Annotated in this window: 21 protein-coding genes; 12 read left to right on the forward strand and 9 right to left on the reverse strand. The window is 51.8% G+C overall.

Annotated features, from left to right (window positions below; all coding sequences use genetic code 11):
* Positions 1 to 131 precede the first annotated feature (131 nt).
* The 6 genes from aroD to ACM67E_RS06165 all read left to right on the forward strand — a co-directional run bounded on the left by aroD (position 132) and on the right by ACM67E_RS06165 (position 6611).
* Complete coding sequence (gene aroD / locus ACM67E_RS06140; protein WP_416190589.1) at positions 132 to 881, forward strand: type I 3-dehydroquinate dehydratase; 750 nt, start codon at positions 132 to 134, stop codon at positions 879 to 881.
* A 73-nt stretch (positions 882 to 954) separates the two neighbouring features.
* Positions 955 to 1860 (forward strand): oxygen-dependent coproporphyrinogen oxidase, encoded by a 906-nt coding sequence (gene hemF, locus ACM67E_RS06145; protein ID WP_416190590.1) that lies wholly within the window; start codon positions 955 to 957, stop codon positions 1858 to 1860.
* 18 nt (positions 1861 to 1878) lie between these two features.
* Entirely contained in the window at positions 1879 to 2895 is a 1017-nt protein-coding gene (locus ACM67E_RS06150) for a hypothetical protein (protein ID WP_416190591.1), read from the forward strand.
* A gap of 245 nt (positions 2896 to 3140) precedes the next feature.
* Positions 3141 to 5000, forward strand: a complete 1860-nt coding sequence (ilvD, locus tag ACM67E_RS06155) for a dihydroxy-acid dehydratase (protein WP_416190592.1) — start codon at positions 3141 to 3143, stop codon at positions 4998 to 5000.
* A 60-nt stretch (positions 5001 to 5060) separates the two neighbouring features.
* Positions 5061 to 5189, forward strand: coding sequence for a hypothetical protein (locus tag ACM67E_RS06160; RefSeq protein WP_416190593.1), 129 nt, complete (start codon positions 5061 to 5063; stop codon positions 5187 to 5189).
* A 132-nt stretch (positions 5190 to 5321) separates the two neighbouring features.
* Positions 5322 to 6611, forward strand: coding sequence for a CAP domain-containing protein (locus ACM67E_RS06165; RefSeq protein ID WP_416190594.1), 1290 nt, complete (start codon positions 5322 to 5324; stop codon positions 6609 to 6611).
* 323 nt (positions 6612 to 6934) lie between these two features.
* On the opposite strand, the gene ACM67E_RS06170 is transcribed toward ACM67E_RS06165, so the two are convergent.
* The gene (locus tag ACM67E_RS06170) at positions 6935 to 7378 is read right to left on the reverse strand and encodes a DUF4124 domain-containing protein (protein ID WP_416190595.1); all 444 of its coding nucleotides are present in this window, start codon (positions 7376 to 7378) and stop codon (positions 6935 to 6937) included.
* Positions 7379 to 7604: 226 nt separating this feature from the next.
* Between ACM67E_RS06170 and guaB the strand changes: the two genes are divergently transcribed.
* From guaB to uvrC, 5 genes are all read left to right on the forward strand, one after another.
* Positions 7605 to 9068: an IMP dehydrogenase gene (gene guaB / locus ACM67E_RS06175; protein WP_416190596.1), complete on the forward strand. Its 1464-nt coding sequence runs from the start codon at positions 7605 to 7607 to the stop codon at positions 9066 to 9068.
* A 311-nt stretch (positions 9069 to 9379) separates the two neighbouring features.
* The gene (eno, locus tag ACM67E_RS06180; protein ID WP_416190597.1) at positions 9380 to 10666 is read left to right on the forward strand and encodes a phosphopyruvate hydratase; all 1287 of its coding nucleotides are present in this window, start codon (positions 9380 to 9382) and stop codon (positions 10664 to 10666) included.
* Between the two features lie 18 nt (positions 10667 to 10684).
* Positions 10685 to 10963, forward strand: coding sequence for a cell division protein FtsB (ftsB, locus tag ACM67E_RS06185; protein WP_416190598.1), 279 nt, complete (start codon positions 10685 to 10687; stop codon positions 10961 to 10963).
* 315 nt (positions 10964 to 11278) lie between these two features.
* Positions 11279 to 11626: a thioredoxin family protein gene (locus tag ACM67E_RS06190; protein WP_416190599.1), complete on the forward strand. Its 348-nt coding sequence runs from the start codon at positions 11279 to 11281 to the stop codon at positions 11624 to 11626.
* Positions 11627 to 11751: 125 nt separating this feature from the next.
* The gene (gene uvrC / locus ACM67E_RS06195; RefSeq protein ID WP_416190600.1) at positions 11752 to 13593 is read left to right on the forward strand and encodes an excinuclease ABC subunit UvrC; all 1842 of its coding nucleotides are present in this window, start codon (positions 11752 to 11754) and stop codon (positions 13591 to 13593) included.
* 1 nt (position 13594) lies between these two features.
* Here uvrC and ACM67E_RS06200 read toward each other — a convergent pair whose 3' ends face one another.
* The 4 genes from ACM67E_RS06200 to ACM67E_RS06215 all read right to left on the reverse strand — a co-directional run bounded on the left by ACM67E_RS06200 (position 13595) and on the right by ACM67E_RS06215 (position 17213).
* Complete coding sequence (locus ACM67E_RS06200; RefSeq protein WP_416190601.1) at positions 13595 to 13924, reverse strand: hypothetical protein; 330 nt, start codon at positions 13922 to 13924, stop codon at positions 13595 to 13597.
* Between the two features lie 61 nt (positions 13925 to 13985).
* The gene (cysG, locus tag ACM67E_RS06205) at positions 13986 to 15368 is read right to left on the reverse strand and encodes a siroheme synthase CysG (protein ID WP_416190602.1); all 1383 of its coding nucleotides are present in this window, start codon (positions 15366 to 15368) and stop codon (positions 13986 to 13988) included.
* Positions 15369 to 15504: 136 nt separating this feature from the next.
* Positions 15505 to 15987, reverse strand: a complete 483-nt coding sequence (locus tag ACM67E_RS06210) for a DUF4112 domain-containing protein (protein WP_416190603.1) — start codon at positions 15985 to 15987, stop codon at positions 15505 to 15507.
* Between the two features lie 110 nt (positions 15988 to 16097).
* A complete protein-coding gene (locus ACM67E_RS06215) occupies positions 16098 to 17213 on the reverse strand; it encodes a methyltransferase (protein ID WP_416192745.1) in 1116 nt (371 codons plus the stop codon).
* A 445-nt stretch (positions 17214 to 17658) separates the two neighbouring features.
* Between ACM67E_RS06215 and ACM67E_RS06220 the strand changes: the two genes are divergently transcribed.
* Positions 17659 to 19449, forward strand: a complete 1791-nt coding sequence (locus ACM67E_RS06220) for a 2-isopropylmalate synthase (protein WP_416190604.1) — start codon at positions 17659 to 17661, stop codon at positions 19447 to 19449.
* A gap of 276 nt (positions 19450 to 19725) precedes the next feature.
* Here the strand turns inward: ACM67E_RS06220 and ACM67E_RS06225 are convergent, their stop codons facing one another.
* The 4 genes from ACM67E_RS06225 to ACM67E_RS06240 form a co-directional block, all read right to left on the reverse strand.
* Positions 19726 to 20181 carry a hypothetical protein gene (locus tag ACM67E_RS06225; protein WP_416190605.1) on the reverse strand — a complete coding sequence of 152 codons (456 nt, stop codon included), beginning with the start codon at positions 20179 to 20181 and terminating at the stop codon, positions 19726 to 19728.
* 113 nt (positions 20182 to 20294) lie between these two features.
* Positions 20295 to 21008 carry a pirin family protein gene (locus tag ACM67E_RS06230; RefSeq protein ID WP_416190606.1) on the reverse strand — a complete coding sequence of 238 codons (714 nt, stop codon included), beginning with the start codon at positions 21006 to 21008 and terminating at the stop codon, positions 20295 to 20297.
* A 158-nt stretch (positions 21009 to 21166) separates the two neighbouring features.
* The gene (gene purE, locus ACM67E_RS06235; protein ID WP_416190607.1) at positions 21167 to 21649 is read right to left on the reverse strand and encodes a 5-(carboxyamino)imidazole ribonucleotide mutase; all 483 of its coding nucleotides are present in this window, start codon (positions 21647 to 21649) and stop codon (positions 21167 to 21169) included.
* 81 nt (positions 21650 to 21730) lie between these two features.
* Positions 21731 to 22471: a tetratricopeptide repeat protein gene (locus tag ACM67E_RS06240; RefSeq protein ID WP_416190608.1), complete on the reverse strand. Its 741-nt coding sequence runs from the start codon at positions 22469 to 22471 to the stop codon at positions 21731 to 21733.

The following is a 22471-nucleotide window of genomic DNA, read 5'->3' on the forward strand; positions in this document are numbered from 1 at the left end:
CTGAAAGTATGGATGCTTTTCAGACGGCCTTTTATTTGTTTAAATACGTTTTTTATCGATATTTTGTTTTGCAAGTGGATGGCGGCATCGGTAGAACCGAAGTATAACTTAACAAATATAAAGGAGAGAAAATGAATACCGTCAAAATCAGAAACGTCACGCTGGGTGAGGGCAGACCGAAAATCGCTGTGCCGCTGGTGGCTAAAAATTCAGACGGCTTGAAGGCAGCCGTTGCCGCCTTAGACGGCTTGAGCTTCGACATCGTAGAATTCCGCGTTGATTTTTTAGACATCGCCGCCGATGCCGATGCCGTGCTGGCGCGGACGGCGGAAGTGCGCGAAGCCTTGCCGGATACGCCGCTGCTGTTTACTTTCCGACGTGCGGCAGAGGGCGGTGAATGCCCTTGTGACGATGAGTATTATTTCAGCTTGGTTCACCGTGTAATCGAATCGGGCTTGGCGGATATTATCGACATCGAGTTGTTCGCCGGTGACGAAAAGGTCAAAGCGGCGGTTCGGGCAGCAAAAACGAAAGGCATGGCCGCCTTGTTGTGCAACCATGATTTTGACAAAACACCGCCTAAGGATGAAATCGCAGGCCGTCTGAAAAAAATGGAAAGCCTGGGGGCCGACATCTGCAAAATCGCCGTGATGCCGCAAACCGCTGCCGACGTGTTGACGCTGTTGGATGCCACTCAGGAAGCGTATCAAACGGCGCAACAGCCGATTGTTACCATGTCGATGGGAAAACTCGGCGTCATCAGCCGTCTTGCCGGACAAACCTTCGGCTCGGCCATGACCTTCGGTGCGGCGGCGCAGGCTTCTGCGCCCGGACAAATCGGAGCGAACGATTTACGCCGGATTTTGGATACCTTGGCTTAATTGCCAAGTCATTTCAGGCCGTCTGAAATTCCGTTTTCAGACGGCCTCAACCCGAATAAAACAAGGAAACATCATGCACACAGAAGCCGTGTTGACCGTATTGAAAAACCTGCAAAACCATATCTGCGCCGCGCTCGAAGCCGAAGACGGCGGCGCGGTGTTTGTACGCGACGAATGGACAAGCAAACTTGGAAAGGGCGAATCGCGCGTGTTGAAAAACGGTGCGGTTTTCGAGCAGGCCGGCGTGAATTTTTCCCACGTCAAGGGCGAAAAAATGCCCGCTTCAGCCACGGCGCACCGCCCCGAATTGGCCGGTGCCGCGTTTGAAGCAATGGGCGTATCGCTGGTGATTCACCCGAAAAACCCGTATGTGCCGACCAGTCATGCCAACGTGCGTTTTTTCATTGCCTACCCTGAGGGGAAGGAACCCGTTTGGTGGTTCGGCGGCGGCTTCGACCTCACGCCGTTTTACCCGTTTGAAGAAGATATTCTGCATTGGCATACGGTGGCGAAAAATGTCTGCGACCCATTCGGTGCGGACGTTTATCCCGAATACAAACAATGGTGCGACGAATATTTCTATCTTAAACACCGCGGCGAAACGCGCGGCGTGGGCGGCCTGTTTTTCGACGACTTGAACCGTTGGGATTTTGAAACCTGTCTCAACTTTATCCGCGCGGTAGGCGAGGGTTATGTAACCGCGTATCAGCCGATTGCCGCCAAGCGCAAGCACACCGCATACGGCGAACGTGAGCGCGATTTCCAACTTTACCGCCGCGGCCGTTATGTCGAATTCAATCTGGTGTGGGACAGAGGTACGCTCTTCGGCCTGCAAAGCGGCGGGCGCACCGAAAGCATTTTGATGTCGATGCCGCCGCTGGTGCGCTTCGAATATCAATATCAACCAGAAGCAGGCAGCGATGAAGCGCGTTTAAACGAGTTTCTTAAACCGCGCGACTGGTTAAACGAATTAAAATAAAGTAGCAAAGGAAATGTTATGAAAATTCATTATTTTCAGCGTTATCATAAAGGGGAAGACGTGGCAACAGCCAATACGATGTTGCTGCTTTCCCGTTTGTATGCCTACTCTTCGAATAAGTTTTTTCAGTTATTAAAAGATTTATTTTTTGAAGATAAGGATTTTGAACCGGAATTAGTGTTTACATTACAAGCATCAAACAAGAGCAGCAGACCGGATGCGATTATTCAACAAGAAAGCTTTAAATTGGTTGTTGAGACCAAGATGACAGATTGGTTTTATAAAGAACAGCTAAGAAATCATCTGTCAGCGTTTGGGCAAGAGAAGTATAAAGTATTGATTACACTCTCATCTGAATATATGAATGAGGAAAAGAAACGGGAGTTTGAAAAAGAATTAGAAGATTATAATCAAAAAGAATCTAGTGATATTATCCATATTCATACTACTTTTCAAGAGCTGGCAGAGGGATTTAAAAATGTGCTCGATAGCCGAGACTTTGAAATGGAAGATATTTTAGAAGATTATTTAAGTTATTGTGAAGAAGATGGCTTAATTGTCGCTTCTGATGCATGGAATAAGCTCCGTGTGCAGCTGGCCGGCCAAACTTTCGATTTTAATCGCGAAAACAATATGTATTTTGATGATATAAATCGTAAGTTCAAGCCACATGATTATTTAGGGCTTTATAAAGACAAAAGTGTACAAGCTATTGGCAAAGTTACGGCGATTGTGGTTCCTTTTCAAAATAATGAAGGCAAGATAGATTATAAAGCTGAAAAAGGTTCATTAAGCGATGACATAAAAACAAAAATTTCGTCGGCTATTGAATATCAAAAAAGTTATGGGGAAAAGGATTTATATAATATTCGATATTTTTTTGTAGATCATTTTTATAAAACTGATTATAAAAAGATTACACCAAGAGCGCCAATGGGAACGAGAATATTTAAATTGGATGAAATTGTTGGTAAAAATCCTCTTCCTTCTGTTGAAGAGATGGCTAAAATTCTTGCCCAAAAAACATGGGAATAGGTTTTATATGATAAAGGCCGTTTGAAAATTTCAGACGGCCTGTTTGTATATTTGAGCTAATAATCTATATGAAAAGCAAATACAGGTATAGTAAACTCATCTTTTATTTCCTGTTAGAAAACGACAAATTAAGATACTGATTTGCGCCTGATTGGTATAAAATAACGACTTTATTTTTGTTAACAATTTCCCCCATTTTCAGACGGCCTTTAAATACGCCGCCGCCATAAACAAAGGAACACAACATGCCGGACTACCGCTCCAAAACCTCTACCCATGGCCGCAATATGGCCGGTGCGCGCGCGTTGTGGCGTGCGACAGGCGTTGCCGACGCCGATTTCGGCAAGCCGATTATCGCCATTGCCAACTCGTTCACCCAATTCGTGCCCGGCCACGTCCATCTGCATAATATGGGTCAGCTCGTCGCCCGCGAAATCGAAAAAGCCGGTGCAATTGCCAAAGAATTCAACACCATCGCCGTGGACGACGGCATCGCGATGGGGCACGGCGGGATGCTGTACTCGCTGCCCAGCCGCGATTTGATCGCCGATTCGGTGGAATATATGGTCAACGCCCATTGCGCCGATGCATTGGTGTGCATCTCCAACTGCGACAAAATTACCCCCGGAATGCTGATGGCCGCTGTGCGCCTGAACATTCCGACTATTTTCGTTTCAGGCGGCCCGATGGAAGCGGGTAAAGTCATCGGTGCCATCAACATCCAAGACGAGCGCAAGCTGGATTTGGTGGACGCGATGATTGAAGCAGCCAACGATGCCGTCAGTGACGAAGAAATCGACGCCATCGAAAAAAACGCCTGCCCGACCTGCGGTTCGTGTTCCGGCATGTTTACCGCCAATTCGATGAACTGCCTCACCGAAGCACTGGGCTTGTCGCTGCCGGGCAACGGTTCTTATCTGGCCACCCATGCAGGCCGCAAAGACTTGTTCCTCGAAGCAGGCCGTCTGATTGTGGACATCACGCGCCGCTATTACGAGCAAAACGATGAAACCGTCCTGCCGCGCAGCATTGCCACCAAAAAAGCCTTTGAAAACGCCATGACGATGGACATCGCCATGGGCGGCAGCACCAACACGATTTTGCACCTGCTGGCCGTTGCCAACGAAGCCGGTGTCGATTTCAAAATGGCCGACATCGACCGCCTGAGCCGCGTCGTACCCTGCATCTGCAAAACCGCGCCGAACAACCACGACTACTACATGGAAGACGTACACCGCGCCGGCGGCATCTTCGCCATCCTGAAAGAGCTGGAAAAAGCAGGAAAACTGCACACCGACGTTTCCACCATCCACGCGCCGACTTTAGGCGAAGCCATCAAACAATGGGACGTAACCAACCCTGAAAATACCGCCGCCGTCGAACGCTTCAAAGCCGCACCCGGCGGCGTGCGCACCACACAGGCCTTCTCGCAAAACCGCATGTGGAAAACGCTCGACCTCGACCGTGAAAAAGGCTGTATCCGCAGCGTGGAGCACGCCTATTCGCAAGACGGCGGCCTGGCCGTCCTGTTCGGCAACATCGCCGAGCGCGGCTGCGTGGTGAAAACCGCCGGCGTGGACGACAGTATTCTCAAATTCACCGGCCGTGCGCGCGTGTTTGAAAGCCAGGATGCGGCGGTGGAGGGCATTTTGGCCAACCAAATCGTTGCCGGCGACATCGTGATTATCCGTTACGAAGGGCCGAAAGGCGGCCCGGGTATGCAGGAAATGCTGTACCCGACTTCCTATTTGAAATCAAAAGGTTTGGGCAAAGCCTGCGCCTTGCTGACCGACGGCCGTTTCTCCGGCGGCACGTCGGGTTTGTCCATCGGTCATGCTTCGCCGGAAGCGGCAGAGGGCGGTGCCATCGGTTTGGTCAACGAAGGCGACACCATCGAAATCGACATCCCGAACCGCAGCATCAACCTGAAAATTTCCGACGAAGAGCTGGCCGCACGCCGCGCCGAAATGGAAAACCGCGGCAGCCAAGCGTGGAAACCGGTCAACCGCGACCGCTACGTTTCCCAAGCCCTGCGCGCCTACGGTCTGATGGCGACTTCCGCCGACAAAGGTGCGGTGCGCGACGTATCGCAGATTGAACGTTAAGGTTTTGCAGCAAAAGGCCGTCTGAACAATATTGTTCAGACGGCCTTTCGGAGGAATGTCATGGATAAATTCGTTACCGCCATGATTGTATTGGCCGTCATCCTGCTGATTCTGATGGGCGGCGGTTTTGCGGCAACCGAATATCTGAAAAAACACCCCGAAACATTCCAAATACAGCCGAAAAAATGAATCCGCTTTTCAAGGCCGTCTGAAATAAAGATTTTGTTTTCAGACGGCCTTATCGTCGTATTCGGCCAAAATGACATTGATTTAAACCACTAAAATCGCGAAGTGCCCGATAAAGGCCGTCTGAAAAAATACATGAAATCCCTCATCCTCTGGCTCGGCCTGTTTGCCGCCGCCTTTGCCTTATTCCAATATCAGCAGTCCTACAAAATTGCGCCTGAAAATCTGGTGCAGCCGAGTGCACCACAAGACAGATCGGCGGTAGAGGGCTTGGACGGTTTGGGCTATTTAAACTTCCTGCGTGAAACGGCAGGTTTGCAACCGTTGTCGCATTCGTCGGTATTGGAACAATCCGCCCGCAATCATGCGCGGTATCTGACGCAGCATCCCGATGACGGCCATGACGAAAAAAACCGAGCCAGCCCTTATTTTACCGGCAACAGGCCGTCTGAACGGGCAAGGCATACGGGCTATATGTATGAAGGCGTACATGAAAACGTCAGCACCAGCAGCCGTTTTCAAGATACCGACAGGCCGTCTGAATTTGTGGTACAACAGCAGCTCGACGGTTTGATGACGGCGATTTACCACCGTTTTTCATTATTGGAGCAGAGTATTGATGAAGTAGGGGTAGCGTACGAAACAGATGGCGCTCATGCCGCGTTGGTGGCAAATCAGGGGCATCGGGCGTTTGACCGCCTGTGCCGCTTAGGCCGTCTGAAAGCCGAGCCGAACCGTTATTTTTACAAGCATTCCTGTCACAACGGTGCGGTGGTGTACGCCGACGAAGTGCAAAACCGCCGCGAACTTTTATATACGGTTTATCCGACGGGGCATTTTGCCATGCCCGACTTTCAGGGTGAGCGGCCGGATCCGATGCCGGGGCATGAATTTACCGGCAATCCGGTCAGCATTGTCTTTTCCGAACAGGCCGGACGCGTGGAAATGCGGTCATTCAAGCTGTATCGCGGTGAACAGGAAATAAAGAATACGCGGATCTTGACCAAGCATAGCGACCCGAACCGCGAGTTCGACGAGCGTCAGTTTGCGCTGTTTCCTATCCGCCCATTGGAATACGATACGCTGTATCGGGCGGTTTTCGAGTTTGAACGCAAAGGCAAAAAAGAGCGCGCGCAATGGTCTTTCCGCACCAAGAAACCCGATTATCCGTATTTTATCGTCAAGGGAGACGAAAAGTTAGCGTTACAATCGGGCGAAAAATACTTTATCCACTGGCAAAACCATTGGTGCCTGAAAACCTGCCCGCAACTGGTGTATCAGCAGCGGGGTGGGGCGCAATTGGAAATACTGGAGCGGCAAATCGGCGGAGTATTGGTGCGCGTTACCGGAGTGGCGGGTGGCAATGTGCGGCTGATGTTTGAAAACGACCGTGATAAAGCGTTGGTACTGTATTTATCGTCATGAAATCTTTCGCCGGAAAAAGATCTGTACAGTCGTTTCAAATAAAAATTAAGACAAGGCGACAGCGGCCGCTGTGTACACCCGGTGCATAAGGGAAATGGCAACGCTGTATTATTTTTATTCGAAGCGACCATATTTGTTAACAGTATGATGATTTTAACTGTCCCGATGCGACTTTCAGGATCTGTGATGCAACCAGCCTTTCAGGATGTCAGCCTTCAATCTGCCGTTTACCGACGTAATTACCGCTTTATTCCAATAGTTGTTTTGCCGCCAATACGGCTGAGGCCGTCTGAATATTCAGACGGCCTCATTTGTTTTCAAAATCAATTGCAGTATTTTTCGATGTCGGCATCGTAACGCTGCTTCAATGCCTCGCGGTTGTTGCTGCGGGCGGATTCGGCATATTCGCGGTTAAGGCGTGCGGCTTTGCAGTTATCGTCCTTCATCGCTTGGTTCTCTTCAGCAATCTTCTGATTTTGCGCTTCAATCTGCTTGTTGGCTTCGGTAATTTTTTGGTTAAGTTGGTTTTGCTGTTCGGCAATCGAACCTTCCGTCTGTTCTGGCGCAACAGGTTTGGCCGGCTGGTATACGGTTTGCGTGCGCACGTTCATGGTGTTGCTGCGTGCAGGTTGCAGACGGTTGGGTACGTCGGAATAAGTAGGATTACCATTGGCGTTGCGCCAGGTATATACGCTGTTGGCAGAAACAGTGGCAGACAAGGCAAGGAGGGCAACGGTGAGAAAAGTATATGTTGGGATCGGTTTCATTATGTTTTCCGGGTAAAAATGAGGGATTGAATTATTTTCCAGTATTTTACTGTTTTTTTAAACGGAACGTCATAAAAAGATTCTAAACTGACCCGTTGGGCAGTCCTTTGTGTGGGAATTGTGCATATTGTAAAAATCAAAGCAAATGCAACAAGCCTCTCTGTCAAGCGGATGCTTTACATGCTATAATGCCGTGCATCTTGCACAAACTGAAAGCCCGAGCATCATGCGCATCGTAGAAAAAGCCTATACTTTTGACGACGTTTTACTGGTTCCTGCACATTCAACCGTGCTGCCGCGCGACGTCAAGCTCCAAACCAAACTCACCCGCGAAATCACGCTCAATATCCCCTTACTTTCTGCTGCAATGGATACCGTTACCGAAGCCCGTTTGGCCATTTCGATGGCTCAGGAAGGCGGCATCGGCATCATCCATAAAAACATGACGCCCGAGCTTCAAGCCCGTGCCGTATCGAAAGTGAAACGCCACGAGAGTGGCATCGTGAAAGATCCCGTAACCGTCGCGCCGGATGTCTTAATCGGAGATTTATTGAAGCAGCGTGCCGAGCGCAAACGCAAAATGTCGGGCTTGCCGGTGGTGGAAAACGGCAAAGTGGTCGGTATTGTCACCAATCGCGATTTGCGTTTTGAAGAGCGTTTGGATTTGCCCGTGTCCGCCATTATGACCCCGCGCGAACGTTTGGTAACGGTTGCGGAGGGTACCAGCATTGAAGATGCGCGCGAGCTGATGCACAAACACAAAGTCGAGCGTGTTTTGGTATTGAATGCCCAAGACGAACTTAAAGGTCTGATTACCGTTAAAGACATCATTAAAACCACCGAATTCCCGAATGCCAACAAAGATTCCGAAGGCCGTCTGCGTGTCGGTGCCGCGGTGGGAACCGGCGGCGATACCGAAGCGCGCGTGAAAGCATTGGTGGAAGCAGGCGTTGATGTGATTGTGGTCGATACCGCGCACGGCCACAGCCAGGGCGTAATTGACCGCGTTCGTTGGGTGAAAGAAAACTATCCGCAAGTGCAGGTTATCGGCGGCAATATCGCTACTGCCCAAGCTGCTTTGGACTTGGTCGCGGCTGGTGCGGACGCGGTGAAAGTGGGTATCGGCCCGGGTTCGATTTGTACGACGCGTATCGTGGCCGGTGTCGGCGTGCCGCAACTGACGGCGGTGCATAATGTGGCCGAAGCTTTGAAAGGTACGGGCGTTCCCCTGATTGCCGACGGCGGCATCCGTTTTTCGGGTGATATTTCCAAAGCTTTGGCTGCCGGTGCATACAGCGTGATGTTGGGCGGTATGTTTGCCGGTACGGAAGAAGCACCGGGCGAAATCGAACTGTATCAAGGCCGTTCTTATAAATCTTACCGCGGCATGGGTTCGCTGGGTGCGATGAGCCAAGGCTCTGCCGACCGTTACTTCCAAGACAAAACCGACAGTACCGACAAATACGTTCCCGAAGGCATCGAAGGCCGCGTACCTTACAAAGGCCCGATTGTGAACATCATCCACCAACTGATGGGCGGTCTGCGTTCGAGCATGGGGTATTTGGGTTGTGCGAGCATTAACGAAATGCACGAAAAAGCCGAATTCGTCGAAATCACATCAGCAGGCATGAGCGAATCGCACGTACACGATGTGCAAATTACCAAAGAAGCACCGAATTACCACCGTTAATTTGTTAATCCGGCTCAAGGCCGTCTGAAAAGGTTGCGTTACAATGTTTTTCAGACGGCCTTTTGACCAGGATCTAAATTTTACGGCTATCAGGCCGTCTGAAAAACTGTTAAACTATGACGGATTGAAAAGCAGGTTGATCGGAATGCTTTTTTCCTTGAATAAAACAGGAAAACGGATTTCGAGTTTGAATTTGTATGAAAGATTAATCGGAAACCTGATTCTTGATGTTCAGACGGCCTCTATGCCGTCTGAAAGAGCAGAGCAGTTTCCCAATATGGTTTTCCTTACCCTTAACTTGGAGATTTTTCATGAGCGCAATCGTTGATATTTTTGCCCGCGAAATTTTGGATTCGCGCGGTAATCCTACTGTTGAGTGTGATGTATTGTTGGAATCCGGCGTGATGGGACGTGCAGCCGTACCGAGCGGTGCATCGACCGGCCAAAAAGAAGCCCTTGAGCTTCGTGATGGCGACAAAAGCCGTTACTTGGGCAAAGGCGTATTGACTGCGGTTGAGCATGTGAATAACGAAATTGCGCAAGCCCTGATTGGCGTAGATGCCAGCGAGCAGTCTTATATCGACAAAATCATGATTGAATTGGACGGTACCGACAATAAAGGCCGCTTGGGAGCCAATGCGACTTTGGCCGTATCCATGGCGATTGCCCGCGCTGCAGCCGAAGATTCGGGTTTGCCGCTGTACCGCTACTTGGGCGGTGCTGGTCCGATGGCTTTGCCTGTTCCGATGATGAACGTTATCAACGGCGGTGAACATGCCAACAATAGCCTGAACATTCAAGAATTTATGATTATGCCGGTTGGCGCGAAATCATTCCGTGAAGCCTTGCGCTGCGGTGCGGAAATTTTCCATGCGCTGAAAAAATTGTGCGACAGCAAAGGTTTCCCGACTACCGTGGGTGACGAAGGCGGTTTTGCTCCTAACCTGAACAGCCATGAGGAAGCGTTGCAGCTGATGGTGGAAGCTACCGAAGCCGCAGGCTACAAAGCCGGTGAAGACGTATTGTTTGCCTTAGACTGCGCATCAAGCGAATTCTACAAAGACGGCCAATACCACTTGGAAGCCGAAGGCAAAGCCTATAGCAGCGAAGAATTTGCCAACTACCTGGCTGACTTGGCAGCCAAATATCCGATCATCTCTATCGAAGACGGTATGGATGAAAACGACTGGGCAGGTTGGAAACTGCTGACCGAAAAATTGGGCGGCAAAGTGCAATTGGTCGGCGACGACTTGTTTGTGACCAACCCGAAAATCTTGGCCGAAGGCATCGAAAAAGGCGTGGCCAACGCATTGCTGGTAAAAGTCAACCAAATCGGTACGCTGAGCGAAACCCTGCAAGCCGTTGATCTGGCCAAACGCAACCGTTACGCCAGCGTGATGAGCCACCGCTCGGGCGAAACCGAAGACAGTACCATTGCCGACTTGGCCGTGGCTACCAACTGTATGCAGATCAAAACCGGTTCGTTGAGCCGTTCCGACCGCATGGCGAAATACAACCAATTGCTGCGCATCGAAGAAGAGTTGGCCGAAGCCGCCTACTATCCGGGCAAAGCCGCATTCTACCAATTGGGCAAATAAGTATAGGAAGTATGTTGCATGAAGTGGGTGACCATCGTTTTAGCCATTGCACTCGTGTGCTTTCAATACAGCCTGTGGTTCGGCAAGGGCAGTTGGGGACATGCGGACGAGTTGAAGGAACAACTTGCGGTGCAGGAGGAAAAAAACCAAACGCTCACTTTGCGCAATAATTTCTTGGCGGCGGAAGTGGATGATTTGGCCAACGGTCAAGAAGCCATTTCCGAAATTGCCCGTGTGGAATTGGGTTATGTGCAGGACGGTGAAACCTATTACCGTTTTGTCGAGCGCAGCCGGTAAGCAGCGTGCTTAACACTTAATTGGGAACCAAGGCCGTCTGAATATTCAGACGGCCTTTTTGGTTGCATAAATTTGTTGAAAGATAAATTCTGCTATTAATATCCTATTGTTTCAAAATATATTCTTACCAAGAAATCAATGGTTAAATAGACTACACGACGGGTCAAGTTAAGGGACAGGCTTGATTGCCGTCTGAACTTTTACCCCGTAGCTCAGTTTGTCATTCAAGAAACGACAGACGCAGATATTGCTTCAGACGGCCTTTCCGTTATCCCTTATAATGAGGCCGTCTGAAAAATATTCACCGTCTTTGGCATGAACACTTATTCTTTGACCGAAACGCTGGCTGTACTCGCCAACGCTCCGCAAGCCTTGCTGTATCTTTCCGGCACGAATTGCGGCGTGTGCCACGTGATGAAGTCGCGTGTGCAGGCTTTGGCGGAGAAACATGCGCTGACGGCTCTGGAAATCAATCTGACCGAACAGCCGGAAGCGGTGGCCGCGTTTGAAGTATTGACCGTTCCGGCGGTATTGCTTTATGCGCACGGCAGAGAATACCACCGTCAGGCGCGGTTTATTGATTTGACGGAGTTGTCCGAGCGGATTCAGAATCCGCCGCTTTCGAATACGGATTATGCGGAGATTTTTAAACAGGCCGTCTGAAAGCGGCGATATTTTCAGACGACCTGAATGATTCAAAGCATTCGGCACAAATCCCCAAAACGTTGAAAACCACCGTTCAAGCCTTATTTCCGATACCGACCAAACCTTATCCGACGAGTCTTCCCGTGAGCGAAACCCAAGATTTCGATATTGATATTTTCCTGAAAAACCTGCCCAACCTGCCGGGCGTGTACCGCATGTTCGACAGTCAGAACAATGTGCTGTACGTCGGCAAAGCGGTGAACCTGAAGCGGAGGGTGTCAAGCTATTTCCAGAAAAAAGCCCTGTCGCCGCGCATTGCGCTGATGGTGCGGCAGGTACACCACATTGAGATTACGGTAACGCGTTCGGAAACCGAGGCTTTGATTTTGGAAAACAATTTCATCAAGGCTTTGTCGCCCAAATACAATATTCTGTTCCGCGACGACAAAAGCTATCCGTATCTGATGTTCAGCGGTCATGAGTATCCGCAGATGGCGTATTACCGCGGCACGCTGAAAAAGCCCAACCAGTATTTCGGCCCTTACCCCAACGGCTATGCCGTGCGCGACAGCATTCAGATTTTGCAGAAAGTGTTCAAGCTGCGCACCTGCGAAGACAGCGTGTTCGAACACCGCGAACGCGCCTGCCTGCTTTATCAGATCAAACGCTGCTCGGGGCCTTGTGTCGGCCATATTTCCGCCGAAGACTACCGCGCCGATGTGCAGCAGGCGGCGCGTTTTTTGGGCGGTAAAACCGATGAGCTGACACAAGTGCTGCACAATAAAATGCAGCAGGCCGCGGCTGCGCTGCAATTCGAGGAAGCCGCGCGCTACCGCGATCAGATTCAGGCCTTGGGCGTGATGCAGAGCAGCCAGTTTATCGACAGTAAAAATCCGAATAATCCCAACGACATCGATTTGCTGGCCGCAGCGGTTTCAGACGGCCTTGTGTGTATCCATTGGGTAAGCGTGCGAGGCGGCCGGCATGTGGGCGACAAGAGTTTCTTTCCCGATGTGCGCCACGACCCCGACCCGAATGTGCAGGATTATGCCGAAGCGTTTGTCGCCCAACATTATCTGGGCAAGGCCAAGCCCGACATCATCATCAGCAATTTCAATCTGCCTGACAGCCTGCGGCAGGCCTTGATTGAAGAACAGGGCAGGCAGATTCAGTTCGTTACCAAAACCATCGGCGAGCGCAGGATATGGATGAAAATGGCCGAACAAAACGCGCGTATCGCCATTGAACAACGCCGTTTGCAGCAAAGCAGCCAGCAAAACCGGATCGAAGAGTTGGCCAAAGTGTTGAACATGGATTCAGACGGCCTCAACCGCCTTGAGTGTTTCGACATCAGCCACACGCAGGGCGAAGCGACCGTGGCCTCATGCGTGGTGTACGACGAACAGAATATCCAGCCAAGCCAGTACCGCCGCTACAACATCACGACTGCCAAAGCCGGCGACGATTACGCCGCCATGCGCGAAGTGCTGACGCGGCGTTACGGCAAAATGCAGGAGGCAGAGGCCAACGGCGAAGCGGTGAAATGGCCGGACGCGGTATTGATTGACGGCGGCAAAGGGCAAATCGGCGTGGCGGTGGGTGTGTGGGAAGAATTGGGCTTGGGCATTCCGCTGGTCGGCATTGCCAAAGGCCCCGAACGCAAAGCCGGTTTGGAAGAACTGATTCTGCCGTTTAGCGGCGAAGTGTTCCGTCTGCCGCCCGACAGCCCCGCGCTTCATCTTCTGCAAACCGTTCGCGACGAATCGCACCGTTTCGCCATTACCGGCCACCGTAAAAAACGCGACAAAGCGCGGATTACGTCTTCGCTGAACGATATTCCGGGCGTGGGCAGCAAACGCCGCCAAGCCCTGCTGACCCGCTTCGGCGGCCTGCGCGGCGTGGCGGCGGCAAGCAGGGAGGATTTGGCGCAGGTGGAGGGCATCAGCGACGCACTGGCTGAGAAGATTTACGAATATCTGCATTGATTCAGGCGTAAGTATTTGAATCTTCATCATAAAGGCCGTCTGAAAAACAAACAGTTTTCAGACGGCCTGAAATTTTGGATATTGGTGCGTTTGATATGTTTTTAAGTGAGTTTGGTAAAGGCCGTCTGAAAATTAAAATATTCAGACGGCCTGAGACCTTTGCAAAATTCAATTTAAACCAAAAGTCTATTCCCGTCATTCCCGCGCAGGCGGGAATCCAGAAAATTAACCCACTGTAATTCCTAAATATTCCAGAAGATGACAAGTCTGGATTCCCGCCTGCGCGGGAATGACGGATTAGAGATTTTTGAATATTTTCGGGTTTTGCCAAGGTCTCGGCCTGATATTTTTTCCTGAATCAAAAAAGCACACCGTATCAGGCAGGCAGGTCGTCATAAGGCATGGTTTTCCTGAAACCATTTCAACTCATCACGCAATGCGGCTACTTCGCCGATAATCATCAAAGCAGGCCGCGGTGCGTTTTCGGCCATGTGCGGCAAATCTTTCAGACGGCCTGTCTGCACCGACTGATTCGGCAATGTGCCGTTGGAAATCACGGCGACGGGCGTGTCTTCGCTGCGGCCGTATTCGATGAGTTTTTCGGCGATGACCGAGGCACGCAGAGTACCCATGTAAATGGCCAATGTCTGATTGCTCAAAGCCAGCGTTCGCCAATCGGGCTGTTCGCCGTCGTGTTTGCTGTGGCCGGTTACGAATAACGCACTTTGCGCGCAATCGCGGTGGGTCAGCGGAATGCCGGCATAGGCGGTTGCGCCCAATGCGGCGGTTACGCCCGGCACAATGCGGTAAGGTACGCCTGCCTCGCGCAACACTTGCGCTTCTTCGCCACCGCGTCCGAATACGAACGGATCGCCGCCTTTCAAGCGTACCACGCGCAAGCCTTGCTGCGCATAGCTTACCAGCAGGCGGTTGGTTTCTTCCTGCTGCACATGATGACAGCCCGCGCGTTTGCCGACGCTGATTTTTTCCGCATCTTTGCGCACCATGTTCAAAATTTCGTCCGACACCAATGCGTCGTACAACACGATATCCGCCGCCTGAACGGCCTGCAAAGCATGAATCGTCAGCAGACCGGCATCCCCCGGGCCTGCGCCGACCAGCACCGCTTCACCTTTGCCCGGTTGATAGCCGTCGAGCTGGGCGGACAATTCCGCTTCGGCGGCTTCCAGGTTGCCCTGTGCGGCCAGCGCATTGAAGCGGCTGTCGAACAGGTTTTCCCAGAAGCGGCGTCGGTTTTCCGTGCCATCGATTTTTTCTTTCACGCGGCCGCGCCATTTTCCGGCGATGGCGGCCATTCTGCCCGTGTGCAGCGGCAGCAGCGTTTCGATAATCTGCCGCCATTTCCGTGCCAAAACAGGCGAAGTGCCGCCGCTGGAAACGGCAATCTGAATCGGGCTGCGGTCAATCAAGGCCGGAACGATAAACGAACACAAATCCGCCGTATCGACCGTATTGCAGAATTTGCCGCGTGCTTCGGCTGCTTGGAACACGCGTTGGTTGAAGCCGCGGTCATCGGTGGCGGCAACGGCCAAAAACACATCGTCCAGATAAAAATCGTGAAATACGCCGCCGAGCCAAGTGATTTTATTTTCGCCTTGCCAAGTTTGGAAAACGGGACTCAGCTTTTCCGCAACCACGCGGACAACGGCACCGGCTTTCAGCAGGCTTTCCGCTTTGCGCTCGGCAACTTTGCCCGCACCGGCCAGCAAGACGGCACGTCCGCGCAAATCGGCAAAAATCGGATAATGGCTCATGGCGTGTTCTTTCCGTTATTTTTTGATGTCGGCATGGTAAAGGCCGTCTGAAAAAATGGGAAAGAATGGATTTTGCTTATCTTATGGTGTTTGGTTATAAGTCGGATAAATGCATGGCGATAGCGGACGGCTTGATTTAAAGCCAATTCAAAAACATCTGCCAGCCCTGTTCCAGCAGGATAAACAGGTTTTTCAGCAGCCAGACGCAGGCGGCGGTGAGCAGTACAATACCGACGGCGGCCAATAATGCCTGATGGCGCACACGATGGATGACTTCTGCATCATTGCGGCTGAAGCCTTCCAAAAGTTCGAAATTGCGTTTGTAGGAGCGGTGGAAAAAATCCAAAACCGTGCCGACGAGCGGAATCAGGCCGACGAGCAAATCCAGCAGGCTGTTGAAAATCACGACGACGGTTAACGAAACCGAACGGATTTTGAACACGGAAATATAAACGAACACCAAATTGAACATTTGGCTGAAAACATCGCCGGCGACCGGAATCAGGCCGATGAAGCCGTCAAGGTAATAATCGTCGAGATAGCGTTTCAGCAGGCGGCTCAGGCGGTAGCTGCGGCTGTTTTCAAGATGTTGCGCATAAGGTGCGGGAACGTCGGTCATGCGGTGCTTTCGGGGAAGGAGTGGTTTGCAATTCGGCCTGCAATCACAAAAGGCAGAGGCCGTCTGAAAATCGGATATTCGTTTTCAGACGGCCTCTATATGGGTGTCGTTTATACCGCTTTCAAGCGGTAGAGCGAGGTAGTTTCCTGGCTGCGGGCAAACGCGAGCGGATCGCTTTCATCAAATGCCTTGCCGTGTTTCGGTTTGATATGCAGCGTTTCGATGACTTTCAGCGAGGCCGTCTGAAACATTTTGTCCAATTCGTCTTTCGCACGCAAACCGAGGTGTTCGGCCAAATCCGACATAATCAGCCACGCTTCGCCACCATCGTTCAAATGCGCCGCGGCACCGCCGAGAAAGGCTTTCAACATGGCATGGCCGGGGTCGTAAAGCGCGGTTTCGATGGGCGAAGTCGGTTTCGCCGGCAGCCACGGCGGATTGCAGACGATTAAGTCGGCACGCCCTTCGGGAAACAAATCCTTTTCTGCAAGCGTAATGCGTCCCTCCACGCCCAAGCGCGCAAAATTGGCCGCCGCGCAGGCAACGGCTTGCGGATTGGTATCGGTAGCGGTAATGTGCGGCACGCCGCGTTTGGCCAGCAATGCGGCAATCACGCCGGAACCGGTGCCGATGTCGAAGACCGTCTGAAAACGTTTGTCCAAAGGCGCGGTGGCAAGCAAGTCCAAATATTCGCCGCGCAAAGGCGAAAATACGCCGAACGGCACATGGATTCTGCCGTCCAAAGCCCCGATTTCAATGCCTTTTTTGTGCCATTCATGCGCACCGATAAATCCGAGCAACTGATTGAGCGGCAGCAGGAAAGACGAAGCGTTGTCTTCCCCGTACACATCAAGCAGGGCGGCGCGAACATCCGGCGCGCGCGGCATATCCAGCGCAAAGCCTACGCCGATTTCTACCGCCAGCATGTTCAACACACGGCTCTGCTGCGCCTGCCGCATACGGTGGGTATGAAAGGCCGTCTGAACATCAGCAGGCGTTTGCTTGGATTTTACCGGTTTGCGCACACGCTTTTTCATCGCAGCAAGCACTTGTTTGGCTTGATGAAAATCGCCTGTCCAAACCGTAGCGGTGTGTTCATACGCGGCTTTTAAAACCGTATCGGCGTTGGCATCCTGCATATAAACGGCTTTGTGCGGCGGTTTCTGCGTACTTTGATTGCGCCATTCGGACTCGGTTTGACGGGAAGTAGGGATAAGCGGATACATGCGGAAGGAAAAGATAATCGAAAAGCCGATTATACCGTGGGGCAAAGATAAAAAACGAGGCCGTCTGAAAATAATGAAGCAGATAAAATATCCAAACAGGATTCTTCTGAAATGATTTTGAGTGAAACCGGCGCGGAAAATCTGCTCGGGAAAGGCGACCATCTGGTCAAATGGGATAACGGCACACCGTTTTTCCTGCATGGATTTGATGTTTAAACAGTTTTTTTATTTTCTTGTTTAAGGCCGTCTGAAAGTAAAACCGGCATCTTTCAGACGGCCTTTATCGTTCCCATCAAATAAATTTAGACAATTTGTATAAATATTTTTACTGCCTATTAAGAAATTTCAAAATTCTCTGAAAAATAAATTGCCGTTTTGTCTAATTTGCGTATAATGCTTTCCAAACAAATCAGAATCCGTAATGTAGTTTTAGACAAGGAACATCATGCAACTGGACATCGACCGCTTGGTCGCTTATTTCGGCGGTGTGAATGCGTTGGCCGAGGCTTTGAAGCAGCACAACCCTGAAAACGCCGCGACGACGGCCGCCATCTACAAATGGCGCACGCGGGGTTCGCTGCCGCTGGCGCAACTGCAAAAACTGACCGCTTTGGCCGAGGCTCAGGGCCGACGCTTGGATTTGAACGCTTTTTTACAAAAACAAGATTCTCTGGAGAGGAATGACATGACACAAACAAACCGCGTAATCGTTTTCGACACCACTTTGCGCGACGGCGAGCAGTCGCCCGGCGCAGCGATGACCAAAGAGGAAAAGATCCGCATTGCCCGCCAGCTGGAGAAAATGGGCGTGGACGTGATTGAAGCCGGCTTTGCCGCTGCCAGCCCGGGCGATTGGGATGCGGTCAACTCCATTGCGAAAATCATCACCAAATCAACGGTTTGTTCTTTGTCCCGCGCCATAGAGAACGACATCCGCAAAGCAGGCGAAGCCGTTGCGCCCGCGCCGAAAAAACGTATCCATACCTTCATTGCCACCAGTCCGATTCATATGGAATACAAGCTGAAGATGAAGCCGAAGCAGGTGGTAGAAGCGGCGGTTAAGGCGGTCAAAATCGCCAAGGAATACACCGATGACGTGGAATTTTCATGCGAAGATGCATTGCGCAGCGAAATCGACTTTTTGGCCGAAATCTGCGGCGCGGTTATCGAGGCCGGTGCGACCACCATCAATATTCCCGATACCGTCGGCTATTCGGTTCCCTACAAAACCGAAGAGTTTTTCCGCGAACTGATTGCCAAAACCCCGGGTAGCGAACGCGTGGTTTGGTCGGCACACTGCCATAACGACTTGGGCTTGGCCGTCGCCAACTCGCTGGCCGCGTTGAAAGGCGGCGCACGTCAGGTCGAATGCACCGTCAACGGCTTGGGCGAACGCGCGGGCAATGCCTCAATCGAAGAAATCGTGATGGCGTTGAAAGTGCGCAGCGATTTGTTCGGCTTGGAAACCGGTATCGACACCACCCAAATCGTGCCGTCTTCCAAACTGGTTTCCACCGTTACCGGCTATCCTGTCCAGCCGAACAAAGCCATTGTCGGCGCGAATGCGTTTGCCCACGAATCGGGCATCCACCAAGACGGCGTGTTGAAGCACCGCGAAACCTACGAAATCATGTCTGCCGAATCGGTGGGCTGGTCAACCAACCGCCTGAGCTTGGGCAAATTGTCCGGCCGCAATGCCTTCAAAACCAAATTGCAGGAATTGGGCATCGAACTGGACAGCGAAGAAGCCTTGAATGCCGCTTTCGCCCGCTTTAAAGAGCTGGCCGATAAAAAACGCGAGATTTTCGACGAGGATTTGCATGCCTTGGTATCCGACGAAATGGCTTTGGCAACCGAGCAATACAAATTCATCTCGCAAAAAATCCATACCGAAACCGGCGAACTGCCGGCTGCCGAAATCGTGTTCAGCGTCAACGGTACCGAACACCGCGCGACGGCCAACGGCTCGGGACCGGTGGATGCGATTTTCAAAGCCATCGAAAGCGTGGCGCAAAGCCAGGCGACTTTGCAGATTTATTCGGTGAACGCGGTAACGCAGGGCACGGAAAGCCAAGGCGAAACTTCTGTCCGGCTGCAACGCGGCGACCGCGTGGTCAACGGGCAGGGGGCGGATACCGATATTCTGGTGGCTACCGCCAAAGCCTATCTGTCGGCTTTGAGCAAGTTGGAATTCGGTCAGGCCAAGCAGAAAGCGCAAGGCAGCGGTCTGATTTAAGTTTGTGAACGTGCATAAAAAGGCCGTCTGAAAAGCAGGAATGTTTTTCAGACGGCCTTTTTGTTCTTATGCGAAAAGTAGTCGGCAGCCGATACAAAGTCGGTCTATGTCATATTGATTTTTGAGTAATCCGCCCGATGATTGATGCCGTCTGAAAACAAAGTACATGCGAACCGGCTCCCTGATGTACTCGGTGTACACGGCGGTGTCTTATTTCTATTTCAAACGACTCTATCTCTGACAGCCATGCCGCCAACCGGCGGGGCGGTTGCTGCGTTACCTGCCGTAGTCAAACCCATTGCGCACCAGCCTGCGCCAGCGTTTTTGACGGTGGCGGAACAGTATGTAGGAGAACGCGCCGACGATAAAGGTCAGGATGCCCGCATCTATTTCGACGGTGTCGCGGTACAGGCAGCCGCTCTGTTGTGGGATTACGGTAACCGTGTGACGCCAGCGGCGGATGAGCGGGCTGTGGCCGTCGTCGAGAAGCGTGAAGCAGCCGGCCTGCGGGTAGGAGATGGCGACTGTCTGGCTGCCCAGCGGGATGATGCCAAACAGTTTCATTTTCAGCAGGTAGCTGTCCGGCCGCCATTGTTCGGGCAGCACCGCGGGACGGTGCGGGGCAAACGCAATCAGCGGAGCGGCTACGTAAAACAGCAGCTTCGGCGTTTTCAGGTGTGCGATGGCCGCTTCGGCGGCGCAGGGCAGGCGTGTTTCCAGACAGATGCGCATGGTTCGGTTGGCGTGTTTCAGACGGCCCGGACGGGAATGCAGACATAGTCAGCCGTTTTCCGGCAGTGGTCAAGTCCGCTTGAATTTCGGCATACGTTATGACTCTGATCTTTTTAGAAAGACATCGGTACCTCCATCAGCAGAATTTCGCAATCGCCCAAAGCTTCGACGGAAAAGCCGTCGGTTTCCCAAATGCCGAGCCCGTCGCGTTCGTTTAATTCTATGCCGCCGATTTTCGCCCGGCCTTTAATCACAAAGGCATATACACCGTTACCCGCCTGCTTCGGCCGGTAGGTTTTGCTGATGCCGTCTGAAAATTTGGCTAGTGAAAACCACGCGTCTTGGTGTATCCAAACGCCTTCGTCGTCGGGATAGGGGGACAAAATCTGTCGGAAATCGTCGGCTTGGGCGGAATCTGCAATACGGATTTGCTGGTAACGCGGCGCGACGTTTTTTTCGCGCGGGAAAACCCAAATCTGTAGAAATTTCACGTCTTTGTCCGGATTGGGGTTCATTTCGCTGTGGGTAATCCCTGTTCCGGCCGACATGACTTGGATGTCGCCATGACGGATAATGTTGCCGTTGCCCATGCTGTCGCGGTGTGCCAAATCGCCGCTCAAAGGAATCGAGATGATTTCTATGTCACGGTGCGGATGCGTGCCGAAGCCCATGCCGGCGGCAACATGGTCGTCGTTGATGACGCGCAATGCGCCGAAATTCATGCGTTCGGGGTTGTCATATTCTCCGAAACTGAATGTATGGCGGCTCTCCAGCCAGCCGTGATGGACTTGTCCGCGTGTTTCGGCGGCATGGTAAACGGTTTTCATGTGTTTCCTTTCGATAAGTGAATGGTAAGCATGATATGTTTTATTATGGGTTAAATCTATCGGTAAAATATTGAAACACTTTTTCTTATCAGGAAATAATAAAGGCCGTCTGAAAACGGATTTCAGACGGCCTTTTGCGTACATACATGGCGGAAGAATCAATCTTCAAGTGTCATTTCCAAAACGGTTTGCTCCTGCTTGGCACGGAAATCCGCCAGCTTTTGCGCCAATTCGGGATTTTCATTGGCCAGCATCGAAACGGCAAACAGCGCGGCATTGGCGGCACCGGCCTCCCCGATGGCAAATGTCGCCACCGGCACGCCCTTGGGCATTTGTACGATGGACAGCAAAGAATCTTCGCCGCGCAAATATTTGCTCGGCACGGGTACGCCCAAAACCGGTACGGTGGTTTTGGCGGCCACCATGCCCGGCAAATGCGCCGCGCCGCCTGCGCCGGCGATAATCGCTTTGATACCGCGTTCGCGGGCGGTTTCGGCATATTCGAACATCAAATCCGGCGTGCGGTGCGCCGAAACGACGCGCGCTTCAAATTCCACACCGAAATCTTTTAAAAACTGCGCAGCCTGCTGCATCACCGGCCAATCGCTGTTACTGCCCATAATGATACCGACTTGAACCATGAATTTTCTCCAAAAAATAATCGTTCGAATGAATAAAAGTTTCAGACGGCCTGCATGGTGCAAAAGGCCGTCTGAAAAAGTTTAACGTTGCTTGATTCTGACTGCGGCGCGTTTGGCAGCGTCGCTGTCGGGATAAGTCTGAATCAGTTTGCGCCATGTACTGCGTGCAATGTCTTTCTGCTGCATATTGTATTGGCACTGGCCGATGCTGAAGAGTGCGTCGGGAGCCTGCGCACTGCCGCGGAAACGGTTGGCATAGCGGCCGCCGATTTGGATGACCGATTCGCAATTGTTCAGACGCTGCTGGGTTTGCAGAAGCAAATACATATTGCGGCGCGCAGCTTCGCTGCCGTTGCCGCCGTCAGCACCGCGCAGGACGGCTGCCGCCGCTACGTAATTGCCGCGCTGGTAAAACTTCAATGCCTGATTGTAAAGGCGGGTTTCATTCAGCGTCACCGCATCGGCATTGGTTACGGCCGAACCGCCGTTGTTTAGGTAAGCGGCTTTCAGCTTGGCATCGTTCAAACGCTGCGCAGGTGCCGTATTTTTGGCAGGGCGGATTTTGTTGACGCGCTCCAGCTGTCCGACGCGCGTCTGCATCATGTCCATTTCCCGCTCCAAACGGGCAACTTGAATGCCCAATTGGTCGATTTGGGTCTGCTGGTCCAATTTCGGATAAGGAATACCGCGCGAGGGCAGAGGCTCGTCGGGAATGTCCGGCAGAATAAATGCGCCTTCCTGATCAGAAGCAGGTTGGATTGCGGTGCACGCACTCAAAACGAGTGCGGCCAAAACAGTAAAGGTGAGCTTGAAAGTAGCCAT

It is taken from the genome of Neisseria sp. CCUG12390, assembly GCF_047837985.1.
Lineage (GTDB): Bacteria > Pseudomonadota > Gammaproteobacteria > Burkholderiales > Neisseriaceae > Neisseria.

Coding starts and splice junctions, on each gene's coding strand:
- ilvD (WP_416190592.1), top strand. CDS start 3,141: ATGCCGGACTACCGCTCCAAAACCTCTACCCATGGCCGCAATATGGCC.
- eno (WP_416190597.1), top strand. CDS start 9,380: ATGAGCGCAATCGTTGATATTTTTGCCCGCGAAATTTTGGATTCGCGC.
- ACM67E_RS06230 (WP_416190606.1), bottom strand. CDS start 21,008: ATGAAAACCGTTTACCATGCCGCCGAAACACGCGGACAAGTCCATCAC.
- ACM67E_RS06160 (WP_416190593.1), top strand. CDS start 5,061: ATGGATAAATTCGTTACCGCCATGATTGTATTGGCCGTCATCCTGCTG.
- purE (WP_416190607.1), bottom strand. CDS start 21,649: ATGGTTCAAGTCGGTATCATTATGGGCAGTAACAGCGATTGGCCGGTG.
- cysG (WP_416190602.1), bottom strand. CDS start 15,368: ATGAGCCATTATCCGATTTTTGCCGATTTGCGCGGACGTGCCGTCTTG.
- ACM67E_RS06215 (WP_416192745.1), bottom strand. CDS start 17,213: ATGTATCCGCTTATCCCTACTTCCCGTCAAACCGAGTCCGAATGGCGC.
- hemF (WP_416190590.1), top strand. CDS start 955: ATGCACACAGAAGCCGTGTTGACCGTATTGAAAAACCTGCAAAACCAT.
- ACM67E_RS06165 (WP_416190594.1), top strand. CDS start 5,322: ATGAAATCCCTCATCCTCTGGCTCGGCCTGTTTGCCGCCGCCTTTGCC.
- ACM67E_RS06170 (WP_416190595.1), bottom strand. CDS start 7,378: ATGAAACCGATCCCAACATATACTTTTCTCACCGTTGCCCTCCTTGCC.
- ACM67E_RS06150 (WP_416190591.1), top strand. CDS start 1,879: ATGAAAATTCATTATTTTCAGCGTTATCATAAAGGGGAAGACGTGGCA.
- guaB (WP_416190596.1), top strand. CDS start 7,605: ATGCGCATCGTAGAAAAAGCCTATACTTTTGACGACGTTTTACTGGTT.
- ACM67E_RS06190 (WP_416190599.1), top strand. CDS start 11,279: ATGAACACTTATTCTTTGACCGAAACGCTGGCTGTACTCGCCAACGCT.
- ACM67E_RS06220 (WP_416190604.1), top strand. CDS start 17,659: ATGCAACTGGACATCGACCGCTTGGTCGCTTATTTCGGCGGTGTGAAT.
- ACM67E_RS06225 (WP_416190605.1), bottom strand. CDS start 20,181: ATGCGCATCTGTCTGGAAACACGCCTGCCCTGCGCCGCCGAAGCGGCC.
- ftsB (WP_416190598.1), top strand. CDS start 10,685: ATGAAGTGGGTGACCATCGTTTTAGCCATTGCACTCGTGTGCTTTCAA.
- aroD (WP_416190589.1), top strand. CDS start 132: ATGAATACCGTCAAAATCAGAAACGTCACGCTGGGTGAGGGCAGACCG.
- ACM67E_RS06210 (WP_416190603.1), bottom strand. CDS start 15,987: ATGACCGACGTTCCCGCACCTTATGCGCAACATCTTGAAAACAGCCGC.
- ACM67E_RS06240 (WP_416190608.1), bottom strand. CDS start 22,471: ATGGCTACTTTCAAGCTCACCTTTACTGTTTTGGCCGCACTCGTTTTG.